Source organism: Pseudarthrobacter leeuwenhoeki, from assembly GCF_055412885.1.
Window position 1 is genome coordinate 82,542 of record NZ_JBVAYY010000015.1, and the last position, 24,625, is coordinate 107,166.

Sequence of the window (24,625 nt, forward strand, 5' to 3'; positions counted from 1 at the left end):
CACAGAACACGGCATATCGCCGGGTCATCCTGATTTGTGGATTGTAGCTGCGCGCACGTAGTACACGCCCGTTTAGTCTAGTCGTATACGGGAAGGCCGGTCAAAGCGCAAAGGGTCGGCCGGGACCCGCCTAGAAATGCGTCAGGCAGTGCGGTGCGCGCTCGACGGCGAACATGAGTCTCGCTGCCAGCGCCGCCCCGGGCACGTGCTCGGTGATCCGCCCGGCGGCGGCCAGGGTCACCGGGCAGACGGCGCCAAGATAGAGGGATCCGAGTTCCGCGACATCGAGGGACAGCTCCGGGTCGGCGCCGTCCGGGGCCGCCGCGACGCTTGCTTCGCCGGCACTCACGGTCAGGGTGAACACGCCTGCCGCGAAACCCAGGGTGTCGGTGACGCGCAGGACCAGGCTGCCGTCGGAGGAGTAGCGCCGCGCCCCCAGGGCCTTGACCGTGTCCAGAATCCGGAGCCAAAGCATGTCGGCGTTTTCGCTGGACTCGATGCAGCGCGGGTCATCCAGGGCCCACGCCAGCGGATCGTCCACGGGAGCTTCGGCCCAGGTGACCCGATCAATAAGGTCGAGGCTGCCGAGGAACTGCCACAGCTCCAGGTAGCCGGACTCGGTGGCCGCCACGAGGTCGATGACTTCCATGGCGGGCGGCTTGGTGTCCCACCCGGAGAACTTGTAGGCGACATAGCCGTCCACGGCGCCGGCGGCGTCGTAGTGCAGGGCGCACCTGATGGATTCGTCCTCCGCGCCGTCCCGGCCGAGAGTTCCTGAGCTGCGCTGCCGGTACGCGTCCTGACGCACGAGGGAGCCCGGGGTGGCCCGGTGGACGCGTTCGAACACGACCGGCGCCAGTTCCAGCAGGACCTTCCGGTCGGCGGTCTCCACTGAGCCGGTTGGGATGTGCCTGAGCCGGAACCGCGGGCCGGTGTCCACCTTGATGCTGCGCTCAAACGTTGCGACACCAAAGCCGAACCGGCCGTAGATGGAGGCTTCCGATGCCGTCAGGGCAGCCATCGCGACGCCGTCGGCCCTCGACGCGGCGAGGTCTTCGGTCATCATCCGGCGCAGGAGCCCCTGCCGGCGGTGGGTTCCGCGGACGGTCACGGCGGTGATCAGCTGCGCTTCGAGCTGCCGGCCGTAGCCGACGTTGAGGTGCTTGCGCAGGGTCCCGAAGGTTGCCACCGGGATATCGGCCGCCAGGGAATGCGCGGCAACGGGGCCGGTCTGGTAGACCCCGGTCATCTCCCGGTTGTCCGTCCGGTACGTGGCCATGACCTTGTCCACGAACTCGTCCTTGTGCCGCTCGTCGTAGAACCCGACCCCGACGCCGCGCAGCCACGCGACTCCCAGCTCGTAGTCCGGTTCACCCTTTTCGGCCGCCCGGAAGCGCCGGATTTCGTACTTTTCTGCCACGTGGTGCTCCCCCTGGGAATTCTGCGGTCCCGGGCGCCCCCCGGAGGGGACCCCGGCGCCGCGCTGGCTGGATGACTAGTGCCCGGCTTCGTACCAGCTGGAGCCAACGCCGATCTGGACGTCGAGCGGAACGGTCAGCCTGGCGGCCGAGCCCATCTGTTCAGTCACGAGCTTCTCCACGGCCTCCCGCTCGCCGTGGGCGACTTCGAGGACCAGTTCATCATGGACCTGCAGCAGCATCCGGGATTTCAGGCCCTGTTCGGCCAGGGCTCCGGAGACTCCCAGCATGGCCCGCTTGATGATGTCCGCGGCTGAGCCCTGGATGGGCGAGTTCAGCGCGACCCGTTCGGCGATTTCACGGAGCTGGCGGTCGGTGCTGGTCAGGTCCGGCAGGTACCGGCGCCGGCCTTCGATGGTGGCGGTGTAACCGTCGATCCGGGCCTGCTCCACAACGCCGCGGAGGTAGTCGCGGACGGCACCGAAACGCTCGAAGTACTCCTTCATGAGGGTCCTGGCTTCATCGACGGAGATCTCCAGCTGCTTGGACAGCCCGAAGGACGTCAGCCCGTATGCCAGGCCGTAGGACATGGCCTTGACCTTGGACCGCATCGCACTGGTGACCTCCGCCGGGGGCACGTGGAAGATATGCGAACCGACGTAGCGGTGCAGGTCCTCGCCTTCCTTGTAAGCCTGGATCAGCCCGGGATCCGCAGAAAGGTGGGCCATGATCCGCATTTCGATCTGTGAGTAGTCCGCGGAGAGGAGGCACTCGTAACCCTCGCTCACCACGAAGATGCTGCGCACGCGGCGGCCCTCCTCGCTGCGGACCGGGATGTTCTGCAGGTTCGGGTTGTTTGAGGAGATACGCCCGGTGGCGGCCACGTTCTGGGCATAGGTGGTGTGGATCCTGCCGTCCTCGGCAACGGATTTCTTCAGCGATTCGACCATTTGCCGCAGCTTCGCGGACTCCCGGTGCGCCATCAGCTGGACCAGGAATTCGTGGCCGGTCTTCTCCAGCAGGTTTTTCAGCGAGGCGGCGTCGGTGGTGAAGCCGGACTTGATCTTCTTGGTCGTGGGCAGCCCCAGCTCCTCGAAGAGCACGGTCTGCAGCTGCTTGGGCGACCCGAGGTTGACCTCGTGCCCGATCGCGGCGAAGGCAAGCTCCTGGGCGTTCTCGATCACCTTGGCCAGGTCCGCGAGCTGTTCGTTCATCCGGTCCATGGACACCGCGATGCCGTCGAGTTCCATTTGGGCGAGGACGCGGCTGACCGGAAGTTCCATGCTGGTCAGCAGCTCCTGGGCCTCGCGGACCTTCAGCTCCGTTTCAAAGTGGCGGCTCAGGGCGTGCACGACGGCGGCCCGCTGGACGAGCGCGCCGGCGGCGGCGCCGTCGTCGTCCTCTCCGCCGAAGGCAAGCTCCAGCTGCCCGGTCTTGGCGGCCTCCGTGGAGACCGTCATCTTCAGGTGGTGCTGCGCGAGTTCGGCGAGTTCGTAGCTTCGGCGGTCCGGCTGGATCAGGTAGCCGGAAATCGACGTGTCGTCGACGACGCCGTCCAGGCCGAGGCCGCGGGCGGTGAAGGCCTTCAGCGCCGACTTAAAGCCGTGCGTGACCTTGGCCGCCTCCGGGTCCAGCAGCCAGCCGGCGAGCACCGACTCGGCCGCCGCGTCCAGCGCCGTCAGGTCGATGTAAGCCGCCGCATCAGTGCGCAGCACGGCGATGGCGGGGGCGTCCTCGACGATGCGCCCGGGAGCGAAGTCGACGGCCAGGGCCGAACGGTGGCCCTTTCCGGCGTCGAAGAAGGCCTTGAGCTCCGCCGCGCCGCTGAGGGTGGAGAACTCCGGGACCTCGATGCTGTCCTGCTCCGCTTCGGCGGCTTCGTTGCCGTAGAGCGCGAACAGCCGGGTGCGGAGCGTTTTAAACTCCAGCCGGTCAAAGATCTCCTCGATCGCGTCGTGGTCCGGGCGGGGCTCCTCCAGTTCCTGGAGCGAGACCGGCAGTTCCAGGTCGGTCAGGAGCCGGTTCAGCCGGCGGTTCCGCTTGACGGAGTCAATGTGTTCCCGGAGGGCGCCGCCGACCTTGCCGCCGATCGAGTCCAGGTTCTCCAGGATGCCCTCAAGGCCGCCGTACTGGTTGATCCACTTCGCGGCGGTCTTGGGTCCGACGCCGGGCACGCCGGGAAGGTTGTCCGCCGACTCCCCGACGAGCGCGGCGAGGTCTGAATACTGCGGGGGCGTGACGAAATATTTGGTTTCGATGGCTTCGGCGTCCATCCGCGGAATGTTGCTCACGCCCGTCTTCGGGTAAAGGACAACGACATTGTCCGTGATGAGCTGGAAGGTGTCACGGTCCCCGGAGACCAGCAGGACCTCGAAACCGGCCGCATCCCCCTGGGCCGCGAGCGTGGCGAGAATGTCGTCCGCCTCGAAGCCGGGCATCTTGATGGTTTTGATGCCCCAGGCGGTCATGACCTTTTCGATGAGGTCAATCTGTCCGCTGAACTCGCGCGGCGTCTCGTTCCGGCCCGCCTTGTAGCCGTCGTATTCGGCTTTGCGGAACGTGGTGTCGTCGGAGACGTCAAAAGCGACGGCGACGTGCGTGGGCTTCTGCTCCTTGATCAGGTTGATCAGCATCGAGGTGAACCCGTGGACCGCGTTGGTGTGCTGGCCCGTCGAGGTGGCGAAGTTCTCGGCCGGCAGGGCGTAGAAGGCCCGGAAGGCCATGGAGTGGCCGTCGAGGACCAGCAGGCGGGGCTGGTCGGTGATGGGCACGACCGGCGCCTCGGTGGCGGAGACCTCCGCGACGGTGCGGCGGGTCTTCCTGGCAGGCTCGGCGACCAGCAGGGATGCGGTGCCGGCGGCGGGAGCCGGGTCTGTTGCGGTGTCTGCAGAAAGGGGGGAAGGGGCCGGTTTGGTAGTTTCGCTCACAGGTGCCAGCCTAGTTCCCATGAAGCACAATTTCACGCCGGGCCCGTTCGGGGCCGAACTGGCGGCTGCCGGGGTTCCCGAGGACATGCACGACTGGCTGGGGCAATACGGAGTGGGTGCCCTGGTCGTGAAGATGGGGATCCGTTTCCTGGAGATGAGTCCGGAGCGCACGGTCGCCACCATGCCGGTGGAAGGCAACACCCAGGTGGCCGGGATTCTGCACGGCGGCGCCCATGTGGTCCTGGCAGAGACGCTGGGGTCGTTCGCCGCCGGAATGCACGCCGGGCCGAACCGGCAGGCGCTGGGGGTTGACGTCAGCGCGACCCATCACCGGGCCATCACCACGGGAACCGTGACCGGCACGTGCACGGCCATCCACCTTGGCCGCACCCTGACCACGCACGAGATCGTCATGACGGACGGCCAGGGCCGGCGGCTGTCCACGGCGCGCATCACCAACCTGATCCGCGACATCGCCGGATAAGGCACGGCCCCGGGCAGGGGCTACGCGGGGGTGCGCCCGAACAGGTACCGCAGCTCCACGACGCCCCTGCCCATGGTGTGCGAGGACAGCAACTCCAGCGGCGCCGTCGGGCCCGTCATGGGAAGCACCGCTTTGCCGCTGCCAAGGACCACCGGAATGATCGAGATGATGATCTCGTCGAGCGCACCGGCGTCCGCGAACTGGGCCGCGAGAACCCCTCCGCCAACGATCCACACGTTCCGGCCTCCCGCTGCGCCTCTGAGGTCCTCAACGAATTCGGCCACGGGGCCGCGGACAAAGGTCACGTCCGCGCCGCTCGGGGCGGAGAACTCGTGATGGGTGAACACCCAGCAGGGCGTGGCGGGGTACGGCCAGTTGTGAGGTTCGTGTTTCCTCAGCCAGGCGTACGTGTCGCCCCCCATGACGATGCAGCCGACGTCGGACATAAAGGCGTCGTAGCTTTCCTTACCGCCGGCGAACCCGTCGAACTGGAGCAGCCAGTCCAGTTCGTCATCGGCGGTGGCGATAAACCCGTCCAGCGAGGACGCGACAAAATACTGGAATCCAGACATGGCCCCAGCCTAGCCACTCCCGGCCGGGGTGCCCATCCTCCGGGCCTTCCGCCCGTCACCCGGGTGCCGCGCCCGTCACCCGGGTGCCGCGCCCGGCAGGCCGGAGCCTGCCTGAACTGCGGAACCAGGCTGCTGGGTACCCACAACGATGAGCGCCAGGGTGATGATGCCCATGGTCTGCGGGCGTATTGCCGGGTCGTTCCGTCAGCCCTGGTGCACGTCGGGATTGCCGCCGGCGCCGATCATTCCGGCGATCTTCGCCTCAAGCGCGGCAAGCGTCGCGTCCGGCAGCACAATCAGTCCGTCCAGTTCGCGCCGCGCACGTTTGTAAGCGGTTTGCCGCTCCGCCGGTGTCGCGGCAGCGTCCGAAGCGATCCGCAGCAGTTTGCGGGCCGTGGCGAGGCAGTCCCGCACCGGCCCGGTGAAGTTGCTGTCCTTAATCCGCAGGGCTTCCCGCTCGGCCACGTCGAAGGCCGGCTCGAAGCTGTGGACGGCCTCGCGGTACTCTCCCAGCTGCGTGGCCGTCGCAATGTCCTTTGGGGCTCCCGGCCGCAGGCTGTCCGCCGCCCGTTTGGCCCGCAGGAACTCCACGGTCAATGGTTCGCGGACATCGGTCATGACCCGGAAGTCGATGAGTTTCCCCACGTCAAGCTCGTAGTCGAGCCACCGCCGGTTGACGGCGTCGTGGCTGTCCAGAGCTGCCGCACCTGGGTCCGGCTGACCTTTTCCAGCCCCGCCGCCCGGTTCCGGAGCTTATGGGGCTCCACCCGGCGCCGGTGCCGGCGTTCGCTGGCTTTGGACCAGGAGCGGGCCCAGCCGCCGAACAGTCCGCTCAGGGGAAGACGAGCCACCAGAAGTGACAGACGAAATCCAGGATGGGCTCCACGGCATTATCTTCCCATCCGTCCCGGGCGGGCTCAAGGGTCGTGCCGCAGGACAGCCCCCTCGCTTAAGGGGCTGTCCTGCGGAGGACGGATTGCTCCGCGGCTCAATCCTCGTGCTTGACCTTGTGCACCCGGGTAACGACGGTCGGGCACTGCAGATTCAGCAGGACGGCGTGGGCTGTGGACCCGAGCACCATCCGGGAGAAGCTGCCGCGTCCGCGGCTGCCGATCACGAGGAGCCGGGCGTTCTTGGCCGCGTCGACCAGGGCCTTGGCTGGTTCGGTGTCAGACTCAAGCTTCTGGTGGACGACGAGGTCCGGATATTTCTCGCCCAGCCCGGCCACGGATTCGGCCAGGACTACGCGGTCCTCTTCGATGATGGTCTCGGCGAGCCCGCTTTTCGGCAACTCGTTTTCGATCCAGCGGGCGGGCCTGCGGAAGGCGAGGACCACGGTCAACTCGTCACCGCCCCGGTCCGCTTCCGCCGCGGCGAAGTCCACTGCCTGCAGCGATTCTTCGGAGCCATCCACACCAACCACGACTCCGTGGTCACTGGGGCCGTGCTTCGACGGGATTACGGCCGTCGGGATTTCCGAGGCGGAGACGATCTGCAGGGCACGGTCCGTCAGCGGACCGCCGTCCATCCAGTGCTTGTCGTGCTCGCCGACGACCACCATGGATGCTTCCTTCGACACCTCGCGCAGGACCGATCCGCCGCCGCCATGACGCAGCTGGATGTCCACCTTCACGCCGGGCGCCTGCTCGGCGGCGCTGGCTTTCGCCTTCAGGAGCAGGTCCATTCCCGATTGCCTGATCATCTCGTGGTACTGGAAATCCGGAGACATCCAGCGGTCATCCACCGCGTGAATGATGATGACCGGAAGCTTGTGGCTGCCCGCCCGGTGAAGGGCCCACGTCAGCGCGGCGTCGCTTCCGGCTGATCCGTTGTAACCGACAACAATTGGTTTATTCATTCTGAATCCTGCTCTTTTCCATGGCGCGGTCAGTTCTGCACGGCGCGATCCGGGCGGCAGCCCAAGAGTCCGCCGGCACTTCAGTGTGCGCCGCACCCCGCCCCCCGGTTAGGGCCATAAGCCCCTCACTCCCCATGGGCCCCCTGCGTAGCGTCGGACCATGCAGCAGGACGCGTTGGATGCCGCCATCGCATGGTTGGCGGCATCCGGGGAACCTGCCGTCCGCCGCGCGGCGCATCTGGAATTCCTGGCCACCCCGTGGCGTGGTGGCTCCGTGAAAAACGGCAGGATCGTGTCTTCCCTAATGTCCGGCCAGCAACCCGACGGCAGCTTCGGCGTCCACCCGTACCGGAAATGGAGGGGCGCGCACTGGCGGCTCGTCTCTCTCGTCGACCTCGGCGTCACGGAAGCGGAAGCCCCGTCCCTGCTGGACGCCGCCGGCACAGTTCTCGATTGGCTGCACAGCGATCAGCACCGGAGCCAGATCCGCACCATCAACGGACTCACCCGCCGCTGCGCATCGCAGGAAGGGAACGCCCTGTACGTCTGCAGCCGGCTGGGAATGGCCACGGATCCCCGGGTGGCCCAGCTGGCCCACGACCTGATCCTGTGGCAATGGCCCGACGGCGGCTGGAATTGCGACGTCGACGCGGGCGGCCGCCGCTCCTCGTTCCACGAATCGCTGCCTGCCGCCAAGGGACTGCACGCGTACTGGAAAGCCGGCGGTGATCCCGCGGCCCGGGCCGCGGCGGTACGGACGGCGGAGCTGCTGCTGGCACACCGGCTCTTCAAGTCCTCCTCAACCGGACATCCGATCGACCCGCGCTGGGTCAAGCTGCGGTACCCGGAGTTCTGGCACTACGGCATCCTCCCGGCCCTGCTGCTGGTGTCCCGGATGGGACTGTCCGCAGACCCCCGGGCTCTGGAGGCCAGCGACGTGCTGCGGAGCAAGATGCTGCCGGACGGCCGGTGGCCGGTCGAGGGGGCCTGGTGGTACCCGCCGGGGTCAAAGGGCCAGACTGACGTTACTGACTGGGGCAGAACGGGGCCGAACGAATTCGTGACTCTCAGCGCTGTGCGGATCCTCGCCCCCGGCCTGGTGCTGCCGGCCGCCGTCCCGTCGAGGACAGCGGGTTAGAAGCCAGTCGGTTCCGTCTCGAATTCCGGTTCCCGTGGAGGTCCTTCATGGTGCACCGGCCGCAGCGCGTGGGTGTGCTCGAACCAGATCAGCGCGTCGTAGCGCTCGCCTATCCGGGTCGGTACGTAGTTCCCGAGTTCCCGTTCGGGATGGTAGACCACACCGATCGCCCGGTGGCCAAGCCACGTGGAGAGCCACGGGCCGGACCTGTCCTCACCGAACTCCAGCACCGACGGCACACCCAGGGCCTCGTGCAGGAAGTCTTCGTGGCTTCCCGGGCGGGCCGGCGGAACAGGCAGGATCCGTTCCGGGCTGCCCCAGGCGTCTGCGGCGATGACCTCGCCCCGGTGGGAGGCAAAGCCCACCAGCATGACGCCCTCCGCGGCGTGCCGTTCGCGCAGCAGCTGCCCCACGTTGACGAGTCCGTCCTGGGCCATGTCGGTGGCGCGGGCGTCCCCGACGTGGGTGTTGTGCTCCCAGATAAGGCCCTTCGAGCCGGGCCCCAGGTGCCTGCTGAGCCGGTCGATGGTGTCAGCCATGTGGTGGTCCCGGACGTTCCAGGACTGGCGGTCGCCGCGGACCATGATCCGGTAGTAGTGCTCCGCGTTCGCTGCCACTTCGGCATTTTGCACCGCGCCGAATGCGTCCTCGTCGTGCCCGCCCGTGGTGGGCACCCGGCTCCGGACCTCGGTGAGCAGGGCGATAACGTCAGCCTCACAGGACTGTGGCACCAGCCGCGTGCTCCAGGCGTACTTGTGCGGGTCCTCGCGGTGCGGCAGAAAACACTGCCAGGCGCGCAGGGCGGCCGGGACGGCGTCGGGAACGTTGTCCTGAAGCCAACCGATGATCTCCCGGAGCGAATCCCAGAGCGAGTACACGTCAAGTCCGTAGAAGCCGACGCGCTGGCTCATCGGGCGCCCGAGATTCCAGGTGCGCAGCCAATCCAGGAACGCGGCAACTTCCTCGTTGGCCCACATCCAGGTGGGCCAGCGTTCAAAGCCGGCGAGCAGGGCATGAACTCCCTGTTGCTGCCCCGTCTCGCCCCGCACCCAGCGGTTGATCCGCCAGCAATCGGGCCAGTCCCCCTCCACCCCGATCCAGTTGTAGCCCTCTTCTTCGATGAGGCGCCTGCTGAGGGTGTTACGCCAGGTATAGAACTCGTGCGTGCCGTGGGAGGCTTCCCCGATCGCGACGAAGCGGCAGTCCGCCGCGCGCCGGACCAGCCCGTCGAGGTCCCGGTCAGTCTTCAGCGGCCGGGCCAGGGAGTGAATTTCGGCCAGCACCGAGGATTTCGCGACGCCGGAAGTCATCGGGGCTCCTCGATGGAGATCTGTTCAAGGTGTTCGGGGACCCGCGTGCTCCGGCCGAGCTCACGTTTGATCCTGATGCGCAGGGCATCGGAGGCGTCCGGTTCGCCGTGGGTGATGTAGGTCATCCGGGGTTCCCTTTCCACGGCTTTCATCCACGCGATGATGCCGTCCGCGTCCGCATGAGCGGACAGGCTTTCCATCTGGATCACTTCAGCCCGGACCAAGACGTCCTCACCGTAGATCCGGAGTTTGCGCTCGCCCGCTGCCAGGGTGGCTCCACGCGTGCCGCCGGCCTGGTATCCGCTGAGGATCACCGCGTTTTTCGGATCCGGCCCGTAGGCCGCGAGATGGTGCAGGACCCTTCCGCCGGTGAGCATCCCGCTGGCGGAGATAATGATCATCGGGCCGCCGCGGAGGTTCAGCAGTTTGGATTCGTCGACCGAGCGGGTCAGCTTGGCGACCTTGTACATATTCATGTATTCCTGCTGCTTGATCCGGTGCTCCTCGGGGTGCCGCTGATACATCCCGGACGCATCGATGGCCATCGGACTGTTGAGGTACACCGGGATGTCCGGGATGAGGTTTTTGGTGCGGAGCCGGGACAGGTGCAGCATCAGGGTTTCCGCCCGGCCGACGGCGAACGCGGCGAACAGCACGACGCCGCCGCGCTTCGCCACCCGGTTGATGATGTCCCCGAGCTGCTGTTCAGGGTCCACGGTGGAGTGTTTCCGGTTCCCGTAGGTGGACTCCGTGACCAGCACGTCGCTCGCGACGAGCGGCCGGGGCGGGTACATCAGCGGGTCATCCGCCCGGCCCAGATCCCCGGTGAAGTGCACTGACCGTGAGCCGATCCGGACGTGGACCTGCGCCGCGCCGAGGATGTGGCCGGCGGGCAGGAACGTCAGTTCCATCCCCCCGCCAAGGTCGAGGGGATCGTCGAAATCCTGGATCTCGAAGCTGTTGAGGGACTTCACGGCGTCGGCCGCGGTGTAAAGCGGCAGGGCCGGACTGTGCAGCGACGATCCACGGTGGGCGGCATACCGGGCTTCCTCCTCCTGCAGGTAGCCGCTGTCGGGGAGGAGCAGCTTGCACAGGTCTGTGGTGCCGTCGGTGGCGATGACCGGTCCGGTGAACCCGTCCCGCACCAGCGCGGGCACGTAGCCGGTGTGGTCCAGGTGCGCATGGGTCAGGACCACGGCGTCGATCGAGGCCGGCCGGACCGGGAACGGCGTCCGGTTCCGTTCGCGGCTGCGTTTGTAGCCCTGGAAGAGGCCGCAATCCACCAGCACGCGTTTCCCGCCGGCCTCGAGCAGGTACCTGGAACCGGTGACGGTGTCGGTGGCTCCGAGGAAACGGAGGGTGGGCTGCTGGTGTTTCATGGTGCTCCCGATCCCGCCGGTCCTGCCTGGACTGACCTTCTTCGACACGAAACGGCACGGCTGGTCCGCGAGCGCGATGTACCCAGCTTCCGCCGGAGCCCGGCCTGCCCCTAGGGCCAAAAGTCACGAGCCGCGACGCCGCCGCACAGGGCCCACGGGCGCCCCGGTACAGCCGCGGCCCGGGCACCGGTAGGATTTTCCGGCGGGCCCATTTACTCGCGGACACCCGGCGGATCCCAGCGGCAAGGACTGATGATGAAGAAGAAATCCACGCGTACGGCACCCCACGGCAAGGGGCCGGCCGGCACCGGCCAGGCGCACGGGCAGCACGGGCAGCCCTGGAGTGACCGCCCGTGGACCGGTTCCTACGGGCCAGGCGTTCCGGCGGACCTGGTGCTCCCCAAGGGTTCGCTCGTGGACCTCCTGGAGAGCTCCGTGCGTCGCTACGGGTCGAAGACCGCCCTGGAATTCTTCGGCGCCCGCACCAGCTACCGCGAGCTCGGCACGCTGATCAGCCGGGCCGCCGCCGGGCTGGAGAAACTCGGCGTCAAGGCCGGCGACCGGGTTGCCCTGGTGATGCCGAACTGCCCGCAGCACATCGTTGCCTTCCATGCCGTGCTCCGCCTCGGCGCCGTCGTCGTGGAGCACAACCCCCTCTACACGGACCGGGAACTGCGCCACCAGTTCGAGGACCACGGGGCCGCCGTTGCGATCGTCTGGGACAAGGCGGTCGAGCGGGTCCGCCAGCTGCCGGCCGACGTCGGGCTCCGCAGCATCGTCTCGGTGGAACTCATCCCCGCGATGCCGCTGCTGCAGCGGCTGGCGCTGCGGCTTCCGGTTCCCGCGGCCCGCAGGGCCCGTGCTGCCCTCACCGCCGGCAAGGACCAGCCGACGGGCCGGACGGCTCCCGCCCCGCGGCCCGTGCTCCCCTGGCGGGAGCTTCTCGAAGCCGGAGAACTCAAGAGGAAACATCCGCGCCCCGCTGCCCAGGACCTCGCCGTCCTCCAATACACCTCCGGCACCACGGGGCTGCCCAAGGCCGCCATGCTCAGCCATGCCAATCTGCAGGCCAACGCCGCGCAGGGCCGGGCGTGGGTGCCGGGGCTCAAGGACGGCCGGGAGACCGTCTACGCGGTGCTGCCGATGTTCCACGCCTACGGTCTGACGCTGTGTATGACGTTCGCCCTGAGCATCGGCGCGAAGCTGGTCCTGTTCCCGAAGTTCGATGTCGACCTGGTGCTGAAGGCGCTCAAGAAGTCCCCGGCGACCTTCCTGCCTGCCGTGCCGCCGATCTATGACCGGATCGCCGCCGCGGCGGCGGAACGCGGCATCGGGCTGGAAAGCATCCGCTTCTCCATCTCCGGCGCCATGAACCTGCCTACGTCGACGGTGGAGACCTGGGAGAAAGCGACCGGCGGCTACCTGATCGAGGGATACGGCCTGACCGAAACGTCCCCGATCGCGATCGGCAACCCCTTCGGCCCCAGCCGCAAGCCGGGCACCGTCGGGGTGCCGTTCCCGCTGACCGACATCCGGGTGGTGGATCCCAGTAACGTCGCGCTGGACCGAGCCCCGGGCGAGGAAGGGGAACTCCTGATCCGCGGCCCCCAGGTGTTCTCCGGCTACTGGAACCGCCCGGAGGAGACCGAGGAGTCACTGCTCGACGGCGGCTGGTTCCGCACCGGCGACATCGTCTCCGTGGACAGCGACTACTTCGTGACGATCCGGGACCGGATCAAGGAGCTGATCATTACGGGAGGATTCAACGTCTCACCCAGCGAGGTGGAGGACGTTCTTGCCACGTTCCCCGGAATGTCGGAAGTCTCCGTGGTCGGGTTGCCACGTCCCGGAGGGGGCGAGGACGTGGTCGCCGCCGTGGTGCCGATCCCGGGAACCACCCTCGATCCTGATGCGCTCCTCGCTTTTGCCCGGAAGCACCTGACCGCCTACAAGGTGCCGCGCCGGGTAATCGTGCTCGACTCCCTGCCCCGGTCGCTCATCGGCAAGGTCCTCCGCCGGGAAATCCGGGACACCCTCGTGTCAGGGCACTGAGCGGAGGGATCGCTGGTGCCGGCCCGCCGGCCGGTCCGGGATTAAGCCGCGCGATTTCCGTGGACAAGACGGTGGCGACGCCGCACCACAGAGCGTAGGGGGCGAGGGACACTCCGGCGCCGCGGTGCAAGCGGTGCGTCCGCCGCACCAGGTCCACGCTGCTCGCCGTCAGCACGGCGCACTCCGCCGCGGCCAGCCACGGCCGGCGGGCACGCCAGAACAGCCAACTCCATGTCGCGTTAAGAACCAGGTTGGCAGCCAGGGCGCGCCGGTACGCGGCCAGCTCCTGCCGCCGGGACCCGCCGCCGGGGGTCGCGCCGGGATCCTCGCTGTCCAGGGCGACGGCGGAACTCACGGCCAGGTCCGCGTAGAGCGCTGTCCACACCACGGGAAACGCGATGGCGGGCGGCTGCCAGTCCGGTTTGCGCAGCCCCCGGTACCAGCGGCTGTCCGGATCCGTCGCCATTCCGCCGGCCGCTGCCGTTGCCGCGGTCGCCGCCGCCGTCCACACGACTGTCATCAGTTTCATTTCTGCTCCTCTGGTCCCGTCGCCGCTGTGTCCGGCCGCAGGCGCTCGCCGATAAACTCCATGGTCCGTTCCAGTGCCGCCTTCGTCGGGTGTCCCGGGGTGTCCACCAGGTCCACAGTCAGGACGCAGTGCGCGGACGGGGCGATGCCGAACGGATTGCCCGGCGACGAATCGACCTCAATGCCTTCGAAGCTCTCACCGAATTCCCGCCGCAGGGTGGCGAAGCGTTCCGCCGGACACCCCCGGTCGTTGCTGAACCGCAAACCGAGCAGCCGAAGTCCCTGGCTGGTCCGCGCCTTCACGCGCGCCAGTTCATCCTCATCCAGCCCGACGGCGGCCCGCCTCCGCGCGGTCAGGCCCGCCGGCAGCGCGGGCTGGCTCATGACCGGCGCCAGGACTGCCGGTTCCAGCGCCATCGCAAGGGCGAAGCTCCCCGTCATGCACATGCCGATCGCCCCGACGCCGGGACCGCCGCACTCCTGATGTGCCTTGACGGCGAGGGCGCGCAGCCAACTCGTCGCCGGGCTGCTCCGGTTCGCCAGCACAGCGAACTCCCGGGAAATGCACACCTTCGCGATGGACTTTACGATTCCCTCGCCCGCTTTACCCCCGGGCCGCCCGAACATTGAGGGGAGGTAGACGGTGAAGCCCCGGCCGATCAGCCGGCGGCCGAGGTCCAGCACCCCCGGGTGGATCCCGGGAACCTCGTGGATCAGGACCACAGCCGGGCCCGCCCCGGCCCGAAAGACCTGGTGGCGGATGCCGCCGTGGCTGAACGTCGATTCGGTGAAGCCCTCCAGCGCTTGCCGTTGCTCCGGTGTTTCCCCTTGCTCCGGCATGGACGGCCCCCTCGGTTCCGGGCCGGCACTGCTGGAGTCACTTCAGCCGCCCCGCGTACGGCACATGCTACGGAACTGTGGCGCCGCCGTCGACGGCAAATCCCTTGCGGCGCTCCGAAGCAGCTGATAGGCCTGTAACAGGCCAAAAGGTAGTCTGCATGGTAGTACCAACGAACCGGCCTGAACAGGCGGTGGTTGCAGAAGGGAAGTTCACGTGAACCGCAAGAATCCCCAGGTCGAGGAAAACGACGAAAAGGACCTCGTGGTCGGCGACGGTCCAAAGGACTGGGCCGCCGGCATCCCGGGGGTGCTTCACTCCATGAAGCCCGCGATCGAACACATGGGCCTGAACCGCACCCGTAAGACCGTGCTGGCGATGAACCAGAAGGACGGTTTCGACTGCCCCAGCTGCGCGTGGCCGGACCCTAACCACCGCAAGGCCTTTGAGTTCTGTGAAAACGGCGCGAAGGCCGTCACTTGGGAGGCGACGCCGGTGGTCATCGGCCGGGAGTTCTGGGTGGAACATTCCGTGACCGAACTGCGGACGCATTCCGAGTACTGGCTGGGGATGCAGGGCCGGCTCACCGAGCCGGTCCACAAGCCCGCCGGCGAGGACCACTACAAGCCGGTGACCTGGCCGGAGGCGATCCGGATCATCGCGGACAAACTCAAGGGCCTGGACTCACCGGACGAGGCCGCCTTCTACACCAGCGGCCGCACCTCCAATGAGGCTGCCTTCCTCTACCAGCTGATGGTCCGCGGCTTCGGCACCAACAACCTGCCGGACTGTTCCAATATGTGCCACGAGTCCTCGGGCTGGGCCATGGGCCAGACCATCGGCATCGGCAAAGCCACCGTCAGCTTTGATGATTTTGCCAAGGCTGACCTGATCATCGTCATGGGCCAGAATCCGGGCACCAACCACCCGCGTATGCTGACCGAGCTGGAAGCGTGCAAGGAAAACGGCGGCGAGATTGTCGCCGTCAATCCCCTGCCGGAGGCCGGCCTGCGACGGTACAAGAACCCGCAGAAGGTCAAGGGTGTCATCGGCCGCGGCACGGAGATCGCGGACCAGTTCCTGCACATCCGCATCGGCGGCGACATGGCGCTGCTGCAGGCCATCTCCAAACGTGTGTTCGACGCCGAGGCCCTGAACCCGGGCACCGTCCTGGACCACGCGTTCCTCGCCGAGCACTGCGAGGGGCTGGAGGACCTCAAGGAACACCTCAGCCTGCTGGACGAGGAAGCGGTCCGGCTGGCGACCGGCCTGCGCACCGAGGAAATCGATGAACTCGCGGCCCGCTATCTGAAGGCCGAGAAAGTCATCATCACCTGGGCCATGGGCATCACGCAGCAGAAAAAGGGCGTGGCCACCATCAAGGAGATCATCAACCTGCTCCTGCTGCGCGGCAACATCGGCAAGCCCGGGGCCGGGGCCTCGCCCATCCGCGGCCACAGCAACGTCCAGGGCGACCGCACCATGGGCATCTGGGAGCAGATGCCGCAGTCCTTCATGGACTCCCTCGGCGAGGAGTTCGGCTTCGAGCCGCCCCGGGACCACGGCGTGGACGCCGTGGAAACCATCAACAAGATGCGCGACGGCGGCATCAAGGCGTTCATAGCGCTCGGCGGAAACTTCGTCGGCGCCATTTCCGACACCAACGCCACCGAAGCGGCCATGGAGAACACCGAACTCTCGGTGCAGATTTCCACGAAACTCAACCGGTCCCACACCGTGACCGGCGCGGAAGCCCTGATCCTGCCCACGATGGGCCGCAGCGAGATCGACATTCAGGAGTCCGGCCCGCAGTTCGTCTCTGTGGAGGACACCGTCTGCGCCGTGCACCCCTCCTGGGGGAAAGTCGAACCGGTCTCGCACCATCTGCTCTCCGAGCCGGCGATTGTCAGCCGGCTCGGCAAAGCGCTGGTCGGGGACAGGATCAAAGCCGACTGGGACGGTTTCGAGAAGAACTACGACCTGATCCGGGACCACATCTCGCGGGTTGTCGGCGGCTGTGAGGACTACAACGAGCGGATCCGGCAGGAAGGCGGCTTCATCCTGGCGAACGGGCCACGGGACTCCCGCACCTTCCCCACCCCGACCGGCAAGGCGGTGCTGACCGTCAATGACCTGGAGCACGTGGAGAAGCCGGAAGGCACGCTGATCCTGCAGAGCATGCGCTCCCACGACCAGTTCAACACCACCATCTACGGCCACAACGACCGCTACCGGGGCATCAAGAAGGGGCGCCTCGTGGTGTTCGTGAACCCGGACGACATCACCGAACTGGGGCTGGCCGATGGCATGTTCGTGGATATCCGGGGCGAGTACCAGGACGGCGTGGAGCGTATGGTCCGCAAGTTCCGGGTGGTGTCCTACCCGACCGCCCGCGGCTGCGCGGCGGCGTACTATCCGGAAGCCAACGTGCTGGTGCCGCTGAACCACACGGCCGAAGGCAGCAACACCCCGGTATCCAAGGCAGTGATCGTGCGGCTCGAACCCAGCGAGGACCAGACTCCGGACGGTTCGGCGACCGTGGCATCGGGCGCAGCGACCCAGCCGCGGTAGCGCGGGCACGCTTCAGAGCTGGCCCCGCGGAACTGCCAGAGACACCACGGGACATGCCCACCCTTGGCCGCGGCCACCGGACATCATGCGAATATGTCCGTCCGCGGGCGAATAGGGAGGGCATGTCCCTCCAGGGCTGTTAGAGACACCACGGGACATGCCCACCCCTGGCCGCGGCCACTGGACATCATGCCAACATGTCCATCCGCGGGCGCACAGGGAGGGCATGTCCCGCGGAGGTGCCTGGATCCTGTGGCTACTGGGCGCGCTTGGCCCAGCCCTTTTCGTCGGGGCCGCCGGACTCGCCTTGCTCGCAGAGCTCGAGAACCTTGTTGGACGCGGCGACCACGGCTTCCTGCGTGCTCTTCCGGCCGTCCGTCGATGCGGTTCCCGCGGCGTATCCGACGATGAAAGCGCTGATGGCGTCCGCATGCGGTCCGACGGCTTTCAGCGACTCGTCCGCGACCTGGACGATTTTCTCGTGGTCCATTTCCAGATCAAGGATCTGCAGCGCCTGGATCAGGCGGGAGCTCCAGTGCCGCAGCGAACTGTCTTCATCCCGGGTCAAAGTCATTGTTTCTCCTCTTCGTAGCGGTGCGTCTGTCGTTCATCTTCCCCCACAAGGGGTAGCACCGACACCCGGGTTTCGCAACGCGACACAGGTATTTCCTGCTGGGGATATCCGGAACTGCCTCAGCTCCATAGAGCGACTTGGAACCTGAGCTCGGCGTTCAATTCCCCGGGGCACCCGCGACGCCATCAAGGCAGAACTGTCGCCGTCCGGCAAGGCCACCGCTGTGGGCAAGGGTGTGACTGATAGTTCAGTATGGCGGCTTTTTCACAGTTCGATTGGCAGCGGTGCTGCTTCGATGCCGTCGTCCGTGATTGTCGTGAGCTTCGTTGATCTTCACCCATACAAGGAACGCCACTTATGGCACGCGACACGCATTCTGCATCGGCACACCCAGGCAGGCGCTGATGGCCCGTATAGCAGTACCTGTGGTTGCGAGCCCTACGGCAGGGAACCACCACACGCTCGTGCTCTAGAGTGAAGACCAGCGGCCGCTACGGCCGAACATGGGGGACAAATCATGGTCGAAGCGCTCGTGCACATTAGGAGGTTAAGGATGGATTTCGGGTCCATCGCGTACATCAAAAGGGTGCCGCTGGAATCCGGCCTGACCGGCAGGGCCGGATAGGTGTCGATAGCGGAAGCTCAACGCGATGTGCGCCGAGTATACGCGGGTGGGTTCTACGGTCAGCTGGTCTCGGGGGCGGTGTGGCTGGTGGCTGCCGCGGCGGCCACATGGTTCTCTCCTCTGGCTGCTGTCGGAATACTTTTCTTCGGTGGGGTGCTGATCTTCCCACTGACGACGCTCGTCATGCGGCTTTCCGGACGACCTTCGTCGTTGCCGGCGGGGCACCCGATGGCGGGTTTGGCCATGCAGATAGCGTTCACGGTACCGGTCGGGTTTGTCGTGGTTGTAGCGATGCTCGGAGATCGAAGTGAACTGTTCTTTCCGGCGAGCATGGTCATCGTCGGGGCACACTACCTCCCTTTCGTCTTTCTCTATGGCATGCGACTGTTCGCTGTCCTGTCCGCAGCAATGGTCGTCACAGGCGTTCTTCTCCTGTACGGGATGCCCGTCCCGTCCTCCGTCGGCGGATGGCTTACCGGCGCCCTGCTCGTGGCCTTCTCCTTCCTGCTTCGCGCGTCCGCCCGTTCCTTGGAGAACAAAGCGTTGATCCGGGGACGCTGACGTGGCGACTCCGGCCCCTGTCCGGGTGCCGGCCGGCAGCTGCGCGCAGCGTCTAGCCGGTGGAACCGTCCACCGGCGCCGGTCGATGAGAAGTACGCACATATATGACCATGACGGCATCGCCGGCGAGTTTTCGGGCACCATTGTCCATACACTGAAACGGGCGTCCGCGTCGCGGTGTGGGTGGTTCGTCGCGGCGGTGTGGCTCGCCTCCGTGCACCCCGACCGCCCGTCGTTCGGGAACAAGGGATACCCGCAGCCGGCCGCGCACAGACGACTAACCTGAGATCGAACGGACTTCTAAGGAGACAAAGATGAGCGATCAGTCCAGGGTGCGGGACACCGTCAAATTGCCAACCAGCTACCTGCAGCACATGACGGTCGACCTCAGGAAAGACAGAAAGTTCGCCGTCGCAGTCCAGGGGATCTTCGTACTGGTCGTTCTCCTTGCCGCGGCAGCCGCGCTGCTGCTCGATGTGCCCCTGGCCACGTCCTGGGGTCCCGCCGTCACCATCCCTGTGATGCTGGCCGCTTGCCTTGTCTATATGGCGGTCCACGAAGCGACGCACGGGGTGGCCTTGCAGCTGTTGACCAAGGTGAAGCCTTAATACGCGGTGCGGTTCCCCTTCCTGACCACCGGAAACCATGCCTACCTCACCCGCCGGAGCACGGTCATCGTAGCCCTGGCCCCAGCGGTCATCTGGGGAATAGTGCTGGTCATAGCCCTTCTCACACTCCCGCCGGACTATCTGCTGAGCGCATACGTCCTCCTGACACTGAACTTCGCCGGGTCGGCCGGAGACTTGGTGGAGGTCTACGTCGTGTCACGGCAGCAGCAGGACGCCCTCGTCAAAGACGACGGAAATCAAATCCACGTGTTCGTGCCGGCAAGCTCCAGCGTGGCGAAGTAAAGCCCACCACAGTGGGGCGTCTATCACTTTCGATCCGCTGCTTCCGCCGGCAGAAGCTACAGCGGGACTGCAAGTTTTGTTGGTCTCCTCCGTAACTGTCATCTTCAACGTCTGCACGGAATGCCGGGGGCCGACTGCACTGTTGCTTCAATTGCTTCTCTAACCCTGGGAAGCATCATTGGCGGTGGAGCCGTAGACCCGAGCTGTTGACAAACGAACCACCGGGGGACAAAAAACCGTTGCTCTCATCAAGGCTTCCCCCTCCCGAGGGTCCTGACGCATTTGCACCATTCGGGCCGTTTCCGTGCGCACCAATCAGTGTGAGATCCATTCCGTTCACGTGCCGGCAGAGAAAGAAAATTCCGCCTGCCCCGGGGGTATCGAGGTCGCCGGACGTGCCAGGCATGAGGCGCCCGGGCCGCCGTCGGGCGTAAGCTCGTCCCATGGCGAGATACTTCGATGTTCACCCCGAAAATCCCCAGGCGCGCTCCATTAGCCAGGTCGTTGAAATTGTCCGTTCCGGCGGGCTGATCGCCTATCCCACCGACTCCTGCTACGCGCTCGGCGCGCAGCTGGGGAACAGGGAGGCACTGGACCGGATCAGGTCCATCCGACATCTTGATGCCAAGCACCACTTCACGCTGGTCTGCAAGGACTTCGCCCAGCTGGGCCAGTTCGTGCAGATCGACAACGATGTGTTCCGAAGCATCAAGGCCGTCACGCCGGGGAGCTATACCTTCATCCTGCCTGCCACGAAGGAAGTCCCCAAGCGGCTGCTGCACCCGAAGAAGAAGACGGTAGGTGTGCGCATCCCGGACCACCGGGTGGTCCAGGCGTTGCTGGCCGAACTGGGCGAGCCGCTGCTCTCCAGCACGCTGTTGCTGCCGGACGAGGAAGAGCCGCTGACCCAGGGCTGGGAAATCAAGGAACGGCTCGAGCATATGGTGGACGCCGTGATTGACTCCGGGGACTGCGGCGCGGAGCCGACTACCGTGATCGACTACTCCAGCGGCGTGGCGGACATCGTCCGGCGCGGCATGGGCGACCCGTCCCGGTTCGAGTAGGCGCTCTGGGGCCCTACTCTGTCTCGTCTGACATTGCGACGACTGACGCCCGGTTCCGCAACCAGCGACGTGACAGGTCCACCACCGCAAGCAGTCCCGCGAGGGGCGTGAGCACGGCCGCAGCATAGACGAACAGCAACCAGGCGAGTGTGGTCAGCAGCGTCTGGTGGTTGCTCAGCAGGGACAGCCCGCCGAAGAGACCGATGCCCCAGAACAGGACAACTCCGGCCAGCACCGCCGCCGAGGGAAAGTACTCGTTCGCGACGGTGATTTTCGCAGTGCTCTGCAAAATTCTCAAAGATTTCATGGACCCTCCTCATACCTGGCGGTGGGGAAAAGTCCGCCTGGGTCGTTCCAATTATGGGGGCCCGCCGCGCCGGAATTTTCGAGGAATGACCGCCACGTGACGAAGCTAACCCGGCGGCGGGAGATGGGGTCGGAAACTCCGTCGAAAGGTGACCACCGTCAGCGGGTTCCACCGCCGCTTTTTGTGTATGCGGTGGCGATGCTCCTTCAGACGGCCCGCGATGCGTTGCGGGATGTGAAGGAATGGCCGGCGCCCCGGGACCCGGACATTCTCCGCCTGTCCCTCACAGTGTTCTTCCCCGTGCCGACTGAATGACGGGGTGCACCATGGAGGCCGGTGGTGCCCGGCATTTGTCAACGCGAATGCTGCCTCGAGGTCAGACGTTTTCCGGGGCGCCCATTACGGGACGGTGAGCTTCGTAGTCCGGTGAATACGCCGGTCCCCTGTAGTGTCGTGGCAACGACAGTTTGGGGGTACTGGTAGATGTCACAGTTCACGTTGCGCGGCTACCGCCGATGGTGGATCTTCGCGGCAATCCTCATTGTTGCCGTGACAGCTGCGGTTCCCGTCGCCAGCATCGTCCGCCACATGTTTGACAACGCTGTTGGGCGGACAACAGAAGCCACAGGCGCCGACGGTACAGAACGCACCGTGTACTGGCGCGACTACCCAGGTGTCGCCGGGACCGATCCCCAGCAGGTTCTGGAAGGCCCCACGCCGCAGCAGGGCTACGACGCAGGGCAGACCATGATTGCCGAGATCAAGGCGGCTCTGTCGGAGGAATTCCAGCTCGAATGGGCCCCGGTGGCCGACACCGGAGGCAGCAGCCCGTTTCACAGGCCAATCGCGAACCACGACGGAGGCGAGTCGCTCCTCACGAATGTCAACGGTCCCGAAGCCCAGAGCACTACCGTGCCGCAAACGTGGGAAGAAAAGCAGCGGGCAATCAGCAGTATTGGCGAGGTGGCCCGCCGATACGGCTACGAGGCGCCGGCAATCGACGGCCTGGAAAACTGGTCTGCCGAAGACCGCATCCGAGACCTTGGCGGTCTCACTCCGGACAAGCAAGTTATTGTTTCCGGGGTCGCGCTGGGCCGGGCAGGACAGTGGCTATCCTTCAGGTTCCAGGATCTTTCCAAGGACACTAACGGCACCTTCGAGGAACGGCTCCGGCCGCCAGAAGGATCACAGTGGCAGATGAATACGCTGGCGTTGAGTTATGGGGCTAACGGTCTTTTGGCAGCGGACGACCGCAACGAATTCGAGTCCCGTATTGAGCCCTTTCGGGGGCTCATCCCGCCGGAGCCACTGGAGAGCTAATGTCTCAGGCCGAAAAATGCTACGCGGCTCATGACGGCGGTTCTCCAGACCGCAACTGAGCCGGATTCATCCGTCCCGTTCAGGGTTCCGCTTGCGGGGCAGCGGCCAGGGCCTGCTGCGACGGTTCAACTTACAGGACCGCCCTATTGTGCGGCATCCGTCGCTTGGAAGTGGTGTGATCACGGTTCGCCCACCTAGCCATCAGAAGCCCTGCTGTGACTGGTCCGCCGGCGTAGTTATACGGGGAGGACCAGGCCCCATCCGGAACAGGTTGAAACGCTGCGACAGCAACGACGGCCAGGGACAGCAGCACCTCTGCGGAGACCTGCAGACGGCGTGGGCGGTAGTCAGGGTAGGCCAGCCGTATCAGCGGGACCAATGGCATCAGGAAGGCCGCGGGGTTGAAGTAGAAGCTGGTCACAACAAAGATCACCGACGCTCCACCCAGGAGTGGAAGGAACAACAGCAACAGGTCAGCCGGTGGCACCGGCGCGGCTCCATCGGCCTGGGCCACGCAGGAATCCGGGCCGGGCCGGGCCGGAGCATGAAACCCGACATGCGGTCCCCCGGTACCCGACCCACTGGGCCGGGCTCCCGGTCGTCAAAGCCGGGCGCCCGCCAGAGCGGGCCGCCGGTACCAGGGCAGAGGCAGGGATCAGACGGCGGCGGCCAGCGCCTGTTGCAGGAAGGAGTCGAGCACCCGGCCGGCGTTCTCGTGCATGCGCCGGGATTCCTCTGCAGCAGGCTGCGTGCACTTGGGGCCGTGAAGCCGTTCTCCCAAATAGAGCAGGGCCGCCAGGACTTCCGAGAGCTCGGTGTTTCCTTCGGCGCGCTGCCGCAACAATCTCAAATGGGCAGCCTGCAGCGCCGGTCCCGGGGTGCACCCCAGGTCGCGGTCAAACAGCCGGCGGCAGCGTTCATAGGCGGACAGCCCCTCCACAGGGAGTCCCGCCTGTTCGTATCCCGCGACAAGGATGGTCCACGCCCGTTCGTTGAGCGGCTCAGACCGGATGGCAGTCTGCGCCATCGAGACGGCGAGCTCAGGTTTGTCGAGAAACGCTGCGGTCTCTGCCGCGAGAATCTGGGCGGCGACTTTCTCGGCAGCGTGGCGGGTCCGCGCCTCCTCTGCCCAGTCGGCCCCGAGTTCGAAGCCAAGCAGCGGCTCCGCGGCCAGCTCCAGGGCCCGCATCGAGAGCACGTGCGCTTCCTCCGGCGCGGACCGCCGGGCTGCACGGATCAGCTCATGAAACTCCGACAGGTCGAGTTCCACCAGCTGTGGATCAAGCACGTAGCCGCCGTTCGCGGTGCGGAGCGGACCCGATTTGGTGTTGCCTGGCTGGATCGCCCGGCGTATGCCGCTGACGTAGCTCTCCAGAGTGGCGACCGCACCGCCGCTTGCCTTGGGTCCCCACAGGAGCTCGACGAAGCGCGTCTTGGAAACCGGTGTCCCCAGATTAAGCAAGAGAATTTCCAGAATGTGCCGCGGTTTGCAGCCCCCCATGTCCGCCGCTCTGAGTACTGCGCCATTTCGTCGGACCTCGAATGTCCCGAATAGTCGAACCGAAATTGCCATGGAACCCCTCAAACCATCCACCACGATCTCCGATTTCCCAGGTATCACCTATTCGCATTTCAGAGAGCCGGAGGGAATTATAGGATCGATATGCTGGGACTTACTTCCTTCCGACTTTCTAGGAAAACCGTGACATGCAAAATGGGGCGCAACAAGGAATGAAGCTACCCGATCCTTTACCGCACAGAAAGTCGGGTACAGCGCAGAACGCCGCCAAGTATCCTCCAGACCCAATGTGAGTACTTGACTCTCGGGGCAAGTATCTGCTCGCCCAGGCGGTGGAGTGGCGTCGAGTAGCTGCCCCGGGGGCCCCGCCGGGACAGGAATGGCCGATAAGAACATGTCGCCGCAGGCCAGAAAGACCTCCCGCGACCCCCGAACCAGCCCCGGCGCGCTGTTCCCGGGTGCCGCCGCCCGCAGCAGGCCCGGCGTTTGTCGGCTCTTCAAGGTTCCCGGGGAAATAGGTTCGTGTTGTATCTAGCAGAGGACTCGTGGTCCTGCTGGGCTGAGTGTTACTACGCATTCAACCTGAACAGGAACCACGAGCCTTGTTAGAGCCTACTGTGGCTGGCCATGATGCTGCCAGCATGATCTTCAACCTGCCCGATTACCGTG

General features: G+C 66.0%; 21 protein-coding genes. 9 read left to right on the plus strand and 12 right to left on the minus strand.

Features of this window, described 5'->3' with window-relative positions; genetic code table 11:
- Positions 1 to 130: 130 nt before the first annotated feature.
- Positions 131 to 1,420, minus strand: a complete 1,290-nt coding sequence (locus tag ACZYX4_RS14355; protein ID WP_463877005.1) for a GNAT family N-acetyltransferase — start codon at positions 1,418 to 1,420, stop codon at positions 131 to 133.
- Positions 1,421 to 1,495: 75 nt separating this feature from the next.
- A complete protein-coding gene (polA, locus tag ACZYX4_RS14360) occupies positions 1,496 to 4,141 on the minus strand; it encodes a DNA polymerase I (protein WP_463877048.1) in 2,646 nt (881 codons plus the stop codon).
- A gap of 223 nt (positions 4,142 to 4,364) precedes the next feature.
- Here polA and ACZYX4_RS14365 point away from each other — a divergent pair, with 223 nt between their 5' ends.
- Positions 4,365 to 4,829 (plus strand): hotdog fold thioesterase, encoded by a 465-nt coding sequence (locus ACZYX4_RS14365; protein ID WP_463877006.1) that lies wholly within the window; start codon positions 4,365 to 4,367, stop codon positions 4,827 to 4,829.
- 20 nt (positions 4,830 to 4,849) lie between these two features.
- Here ACZYX4_RS14365 and ACZYX4_RS14370 read toward each other — a convergent pair whose 3' ends face one another.
- The 3 genes from ACZYX4_RS14370 to ACZYX4_RS14380 all read right to left on the minus strand — a co-directional run bounded on the left by ACZYX4_RS14370 (position 4,850) and on the right by ACZYX4_RS14380 (position 7,259).
- Complete coding sequence (locus tag ACZYX4_RS14370) at positions 4,850 to 5,401, minus strand: dihydrofolate reductase family protein (protein WP_463877008.1); 552 nt, start codon at positions 5,399 to 5,401, stop codon at positions 4,850 to 4,852.
- A 204-nt stretch (positions 5,402 to 5,605) separates the two neighbouring features.
- Positions 5,606 to 6,046: a hypothetical protein gene (locus ACZYX4_RS14375; protein WP_463877010.1), complete on the minus strand. Its 441-nt coding sequence runs from the start codon at positions 6,044 to 6,046 to the stop codon at positions 5,606 to 5,608.
- A gap of 343 nt (positions 6,047 to 6,389) precedes the next feature.
- Positions 6,390 to 7,259, minus strand: coding sequence for a universal stress protein (locus ACZYX4_RS14380; RefSeq protein WP_463877012.1), 870 nt, complete (start codon positions 7,257 to 7,259; stop codon positions 6,390 to 6,392).
- 160 nt (positions 7,260 to 7,419) lie between these two features.
- On the opposite strand from ACZYX4_RS14380, the gene ACZYX4_RS14385 reads away from it, so the two are divergent.
- A complete protein-coding gene (locus ACZYX4_RS14385) occupies positions 7,420 to 8,397 on the plus strand; it encodes a hypothetical protein (RefSeq protein WP_463877014.1) in 978 nt (325 codons plus the stop codon).
- Here the strand turns inward: ACZYX4_RS14385 and ACZYX4_RS14390 are convergent.
- Both ACZYX4_RS14390 and ACZYX4_RS14395 read right to left on the minus strand, forming a co-directional pair.
- The gene (locus ACZYX4_RS14390) at positions 8,394 to 9,707 is read right to left on the minus strand and encodes an erythromycin esterase family protein (protein WP_463877016.1); all 1,314 of its coding nucleotides are present in this window, start codon (positions 9,705 to 9,707) and stop codon (positions 8,394 to 8,396) included. The genes ACZYX4_RS14385 and ACZYX4_RS14390 overlap by 4 nt on opposite strands.
- Positions 9,704 to 11,086, minus strand: a complete 1,383-nt coding sequence (locus tag ACZYX4_RS14395; RefSeq protein ID WP_463877018.1) for an MBL fold metallo-hydrolase — start codon at positions 11,084 to 11,086, stop codon at positions 9,704 to 9,706. Before ACZYX4_RS14395 ends, ACZYX4_RS14390 begins: the two co-directional genes overlap by 4 nt.
- A gap of 252 nt (positions 11,087 to 11,338) precedes the next feature.
- Here ACZYX4_RS14395 and ACZYX4_RS14400 point away from each other — a divergent pair, with 252 nt between their 5' ends.
- Entirely contained in the window at positions 11,339 to 13,138 is a 1,800-nt protein-coding gene (locus tag ACZYX4_RS14400) for a long-chain-fatty-acid--CoA ligase (RefSeq protein WP_463877020.1), read from the plus strand.
- Here ACZYX4_RS14400 and ACZYX4_RS14405 read toward each other — a convergent pair.
- On the minus strand, positions 13,083 to 13,667 hold the full coding sequence (locus tag ACZYX4_RS14405; RefSeq protein ID WP_463877022.1) for a TspO/MBR family protein: 585 nt from the start codon (positions 13,665 to 13,667) through the stop codon (positions 13,083 to 13,085). The two genes, ACZYX4_RS14400 and ACZYX4_RS14405, sit on opposite strands and share 56 nt — an antisense overlap.
- On the minus strand, positions 13,664 to 14,506 hold the full coding sequence (locus ACZYX4_RS14410; RefSeq protein ID WP_463877024.1) for a dienelactone hydrolase family protein: 843 nt from the start codon (positions 14,504 to 14,506) through the stop codon (positions 13,664 to 13,666). The genes ACZYX4_RS14405 and ACZYX4_RS14410 overlap by 4 nt, the downstream gene beginning before the upstream one ends.
- Positions 14,507 to 14,720: 214 nt before the next feature.
- On the opposite strand from ACZYX4_RS14410, the gene ACZYX4_RS14415 reads away from it, so the two are divergent.
- Positions 14,721 to 17,075: an FdhF/YdeP family oxidoreductase gene (locus tag ACZYX4_RS14415; RefSeq protein WP_463877026.1), complete on the plus strand. Its 2,355-nt coding sequence runs from the start codon at positions 14,721 to 14,723 to the stop codon at positions 17,073 to 17,075.
- A gap of 256 nt (positions 17,076 to 17,331) precedes the next feature.
- Here ACZYX4_RS14415 and ACZYX4_RS14420 read toward each other — a convergent pair whose 3' ends face one another.
- Complete coding sequence (locus ACZYX4_RS14420; protein ID WP_463877028.1) at positions 17,332 to 17,649, minus strand: DUF6457 domain-containing protein; 318 nt, start codon at positions 17,647 to 17,649, stop codon at positions 17,332 to 17,334.
- Positions 17,650 to 18,274: 625 nt separating this feature from the next.
- On the opposite strand from ACZYX4_RS14420, the gene ACZYX4_RS14425 reads away from it, so the two are divergent.
- The 4 genes from ACZYX4_RS14425 to ACZYX4_RS14440 all read left to right on the plus strand — a co-directional run bounded on the left by ACZYX4_RS14425 (position 18,275) and on the right by ACZYX4_RS14440 (position 20,810).
- Positions 18,275 to 18,835, plus strand: coding sequence for a DUF7010 family protein (locus tag ACZYX4_RS14425; RefSeq protein WP_463877030.1), 561 nt, complete (start codon positions 18,275 to 18,277; stop codon positions 18,833 to 18,835).
- A gap of 314 nt (positions 18,836 to 19,149) precedes the next feature.
- Positions 19,150 to 19,443 (plus strand): hypothetical protein, encoded by a 294-nt coding sequence (locus tag ACZYX4_RS14430; protein ID WP_463877032.1) that lies wholly within the window; start codon positions 19,150 to 19,152, stop codon positions 19,441 to 19,443.
- A 6-nt stretch (positions 19,444 to 19,449) separates the two neighbouring features.
- On the plus strand, positions 19,450 to 19,746 hold the full coding sequence (locus tag ACZYX4_RS14435; RefSeq protein WP_463877034.1) for a DUF3267 domain-containing protein: 297 nt from the start codon (positions 19,450 to 19,452) through the stop codon (positions 19,744 to 19,746).
- A gap of 443 nt (positions 19,747 to 20,189) precedes the next feature.
- Positions 20,190 to 20,810, plus strand: a complete 621-nt coding sequence (locus tag ACZYX4_RS14440; protein ID WP_463877036.1) for an L-threonylcarbamoyladenylate synthase — start codon at positions 20,190 to 20,192, stop codon at positions 20,808 to 20,810.
- A gap of 13 nt (positions 20,811 to 20,823) precedes the next feature.
- Here the strand turns inward: ACZYX4_RS14440 and ACZYX4_RS14445 are convergent, their stop codons facing one another.
- The gene (locus tag ACZYX4_RS14445) at positions 20,824 to 21,117 is read right to left on the minus strand and encodes a hypothetical protein (protein ID WP_463877038.1); all 294 of its coding nucleotides are present in this window, start codon (positions 21,115 to 21,117) and stop codon (positions 20,824 to 20,826) included.
- Positions 21,118 to 21,600: 483 nt separating this feature from the next.
- On the opposite strand from ACZYX4_RS14445, the gene ACZYX4_RS14450 reads away from it, so the two are divergent.
- Positions 21,601 to 22,437, plus strand: coding sequence for a hypothetical protein (locus tag ACZYX4_RS14450; protein ID WP_463877040.1), 837 nt, complete (start codon positions 21,601 to 21,603; stop codon positions 22,435 to 22,437).
- Positions 22,438 to 23,092: 655 nt separating this feature from the next.
- Here ACZYX4_RS14450 and ACZYX4_RS14455 read toward each other — a convergent pair.
- Positions 23,093 to 23,899 (minus strand): AfsR/SARP family transcriptional regulator, encoded by an 807-nt coding sequence (locus ACZYX4_RS14455; RefSeq protein ID WP_463877042.1) that lies wholly within the window; start codon positions 23,897 to 23,899, stop codon positions 23,093 to 23,095.
- Positions 23,900 to 24,625 lie beyond the last annotated feature (726 nt).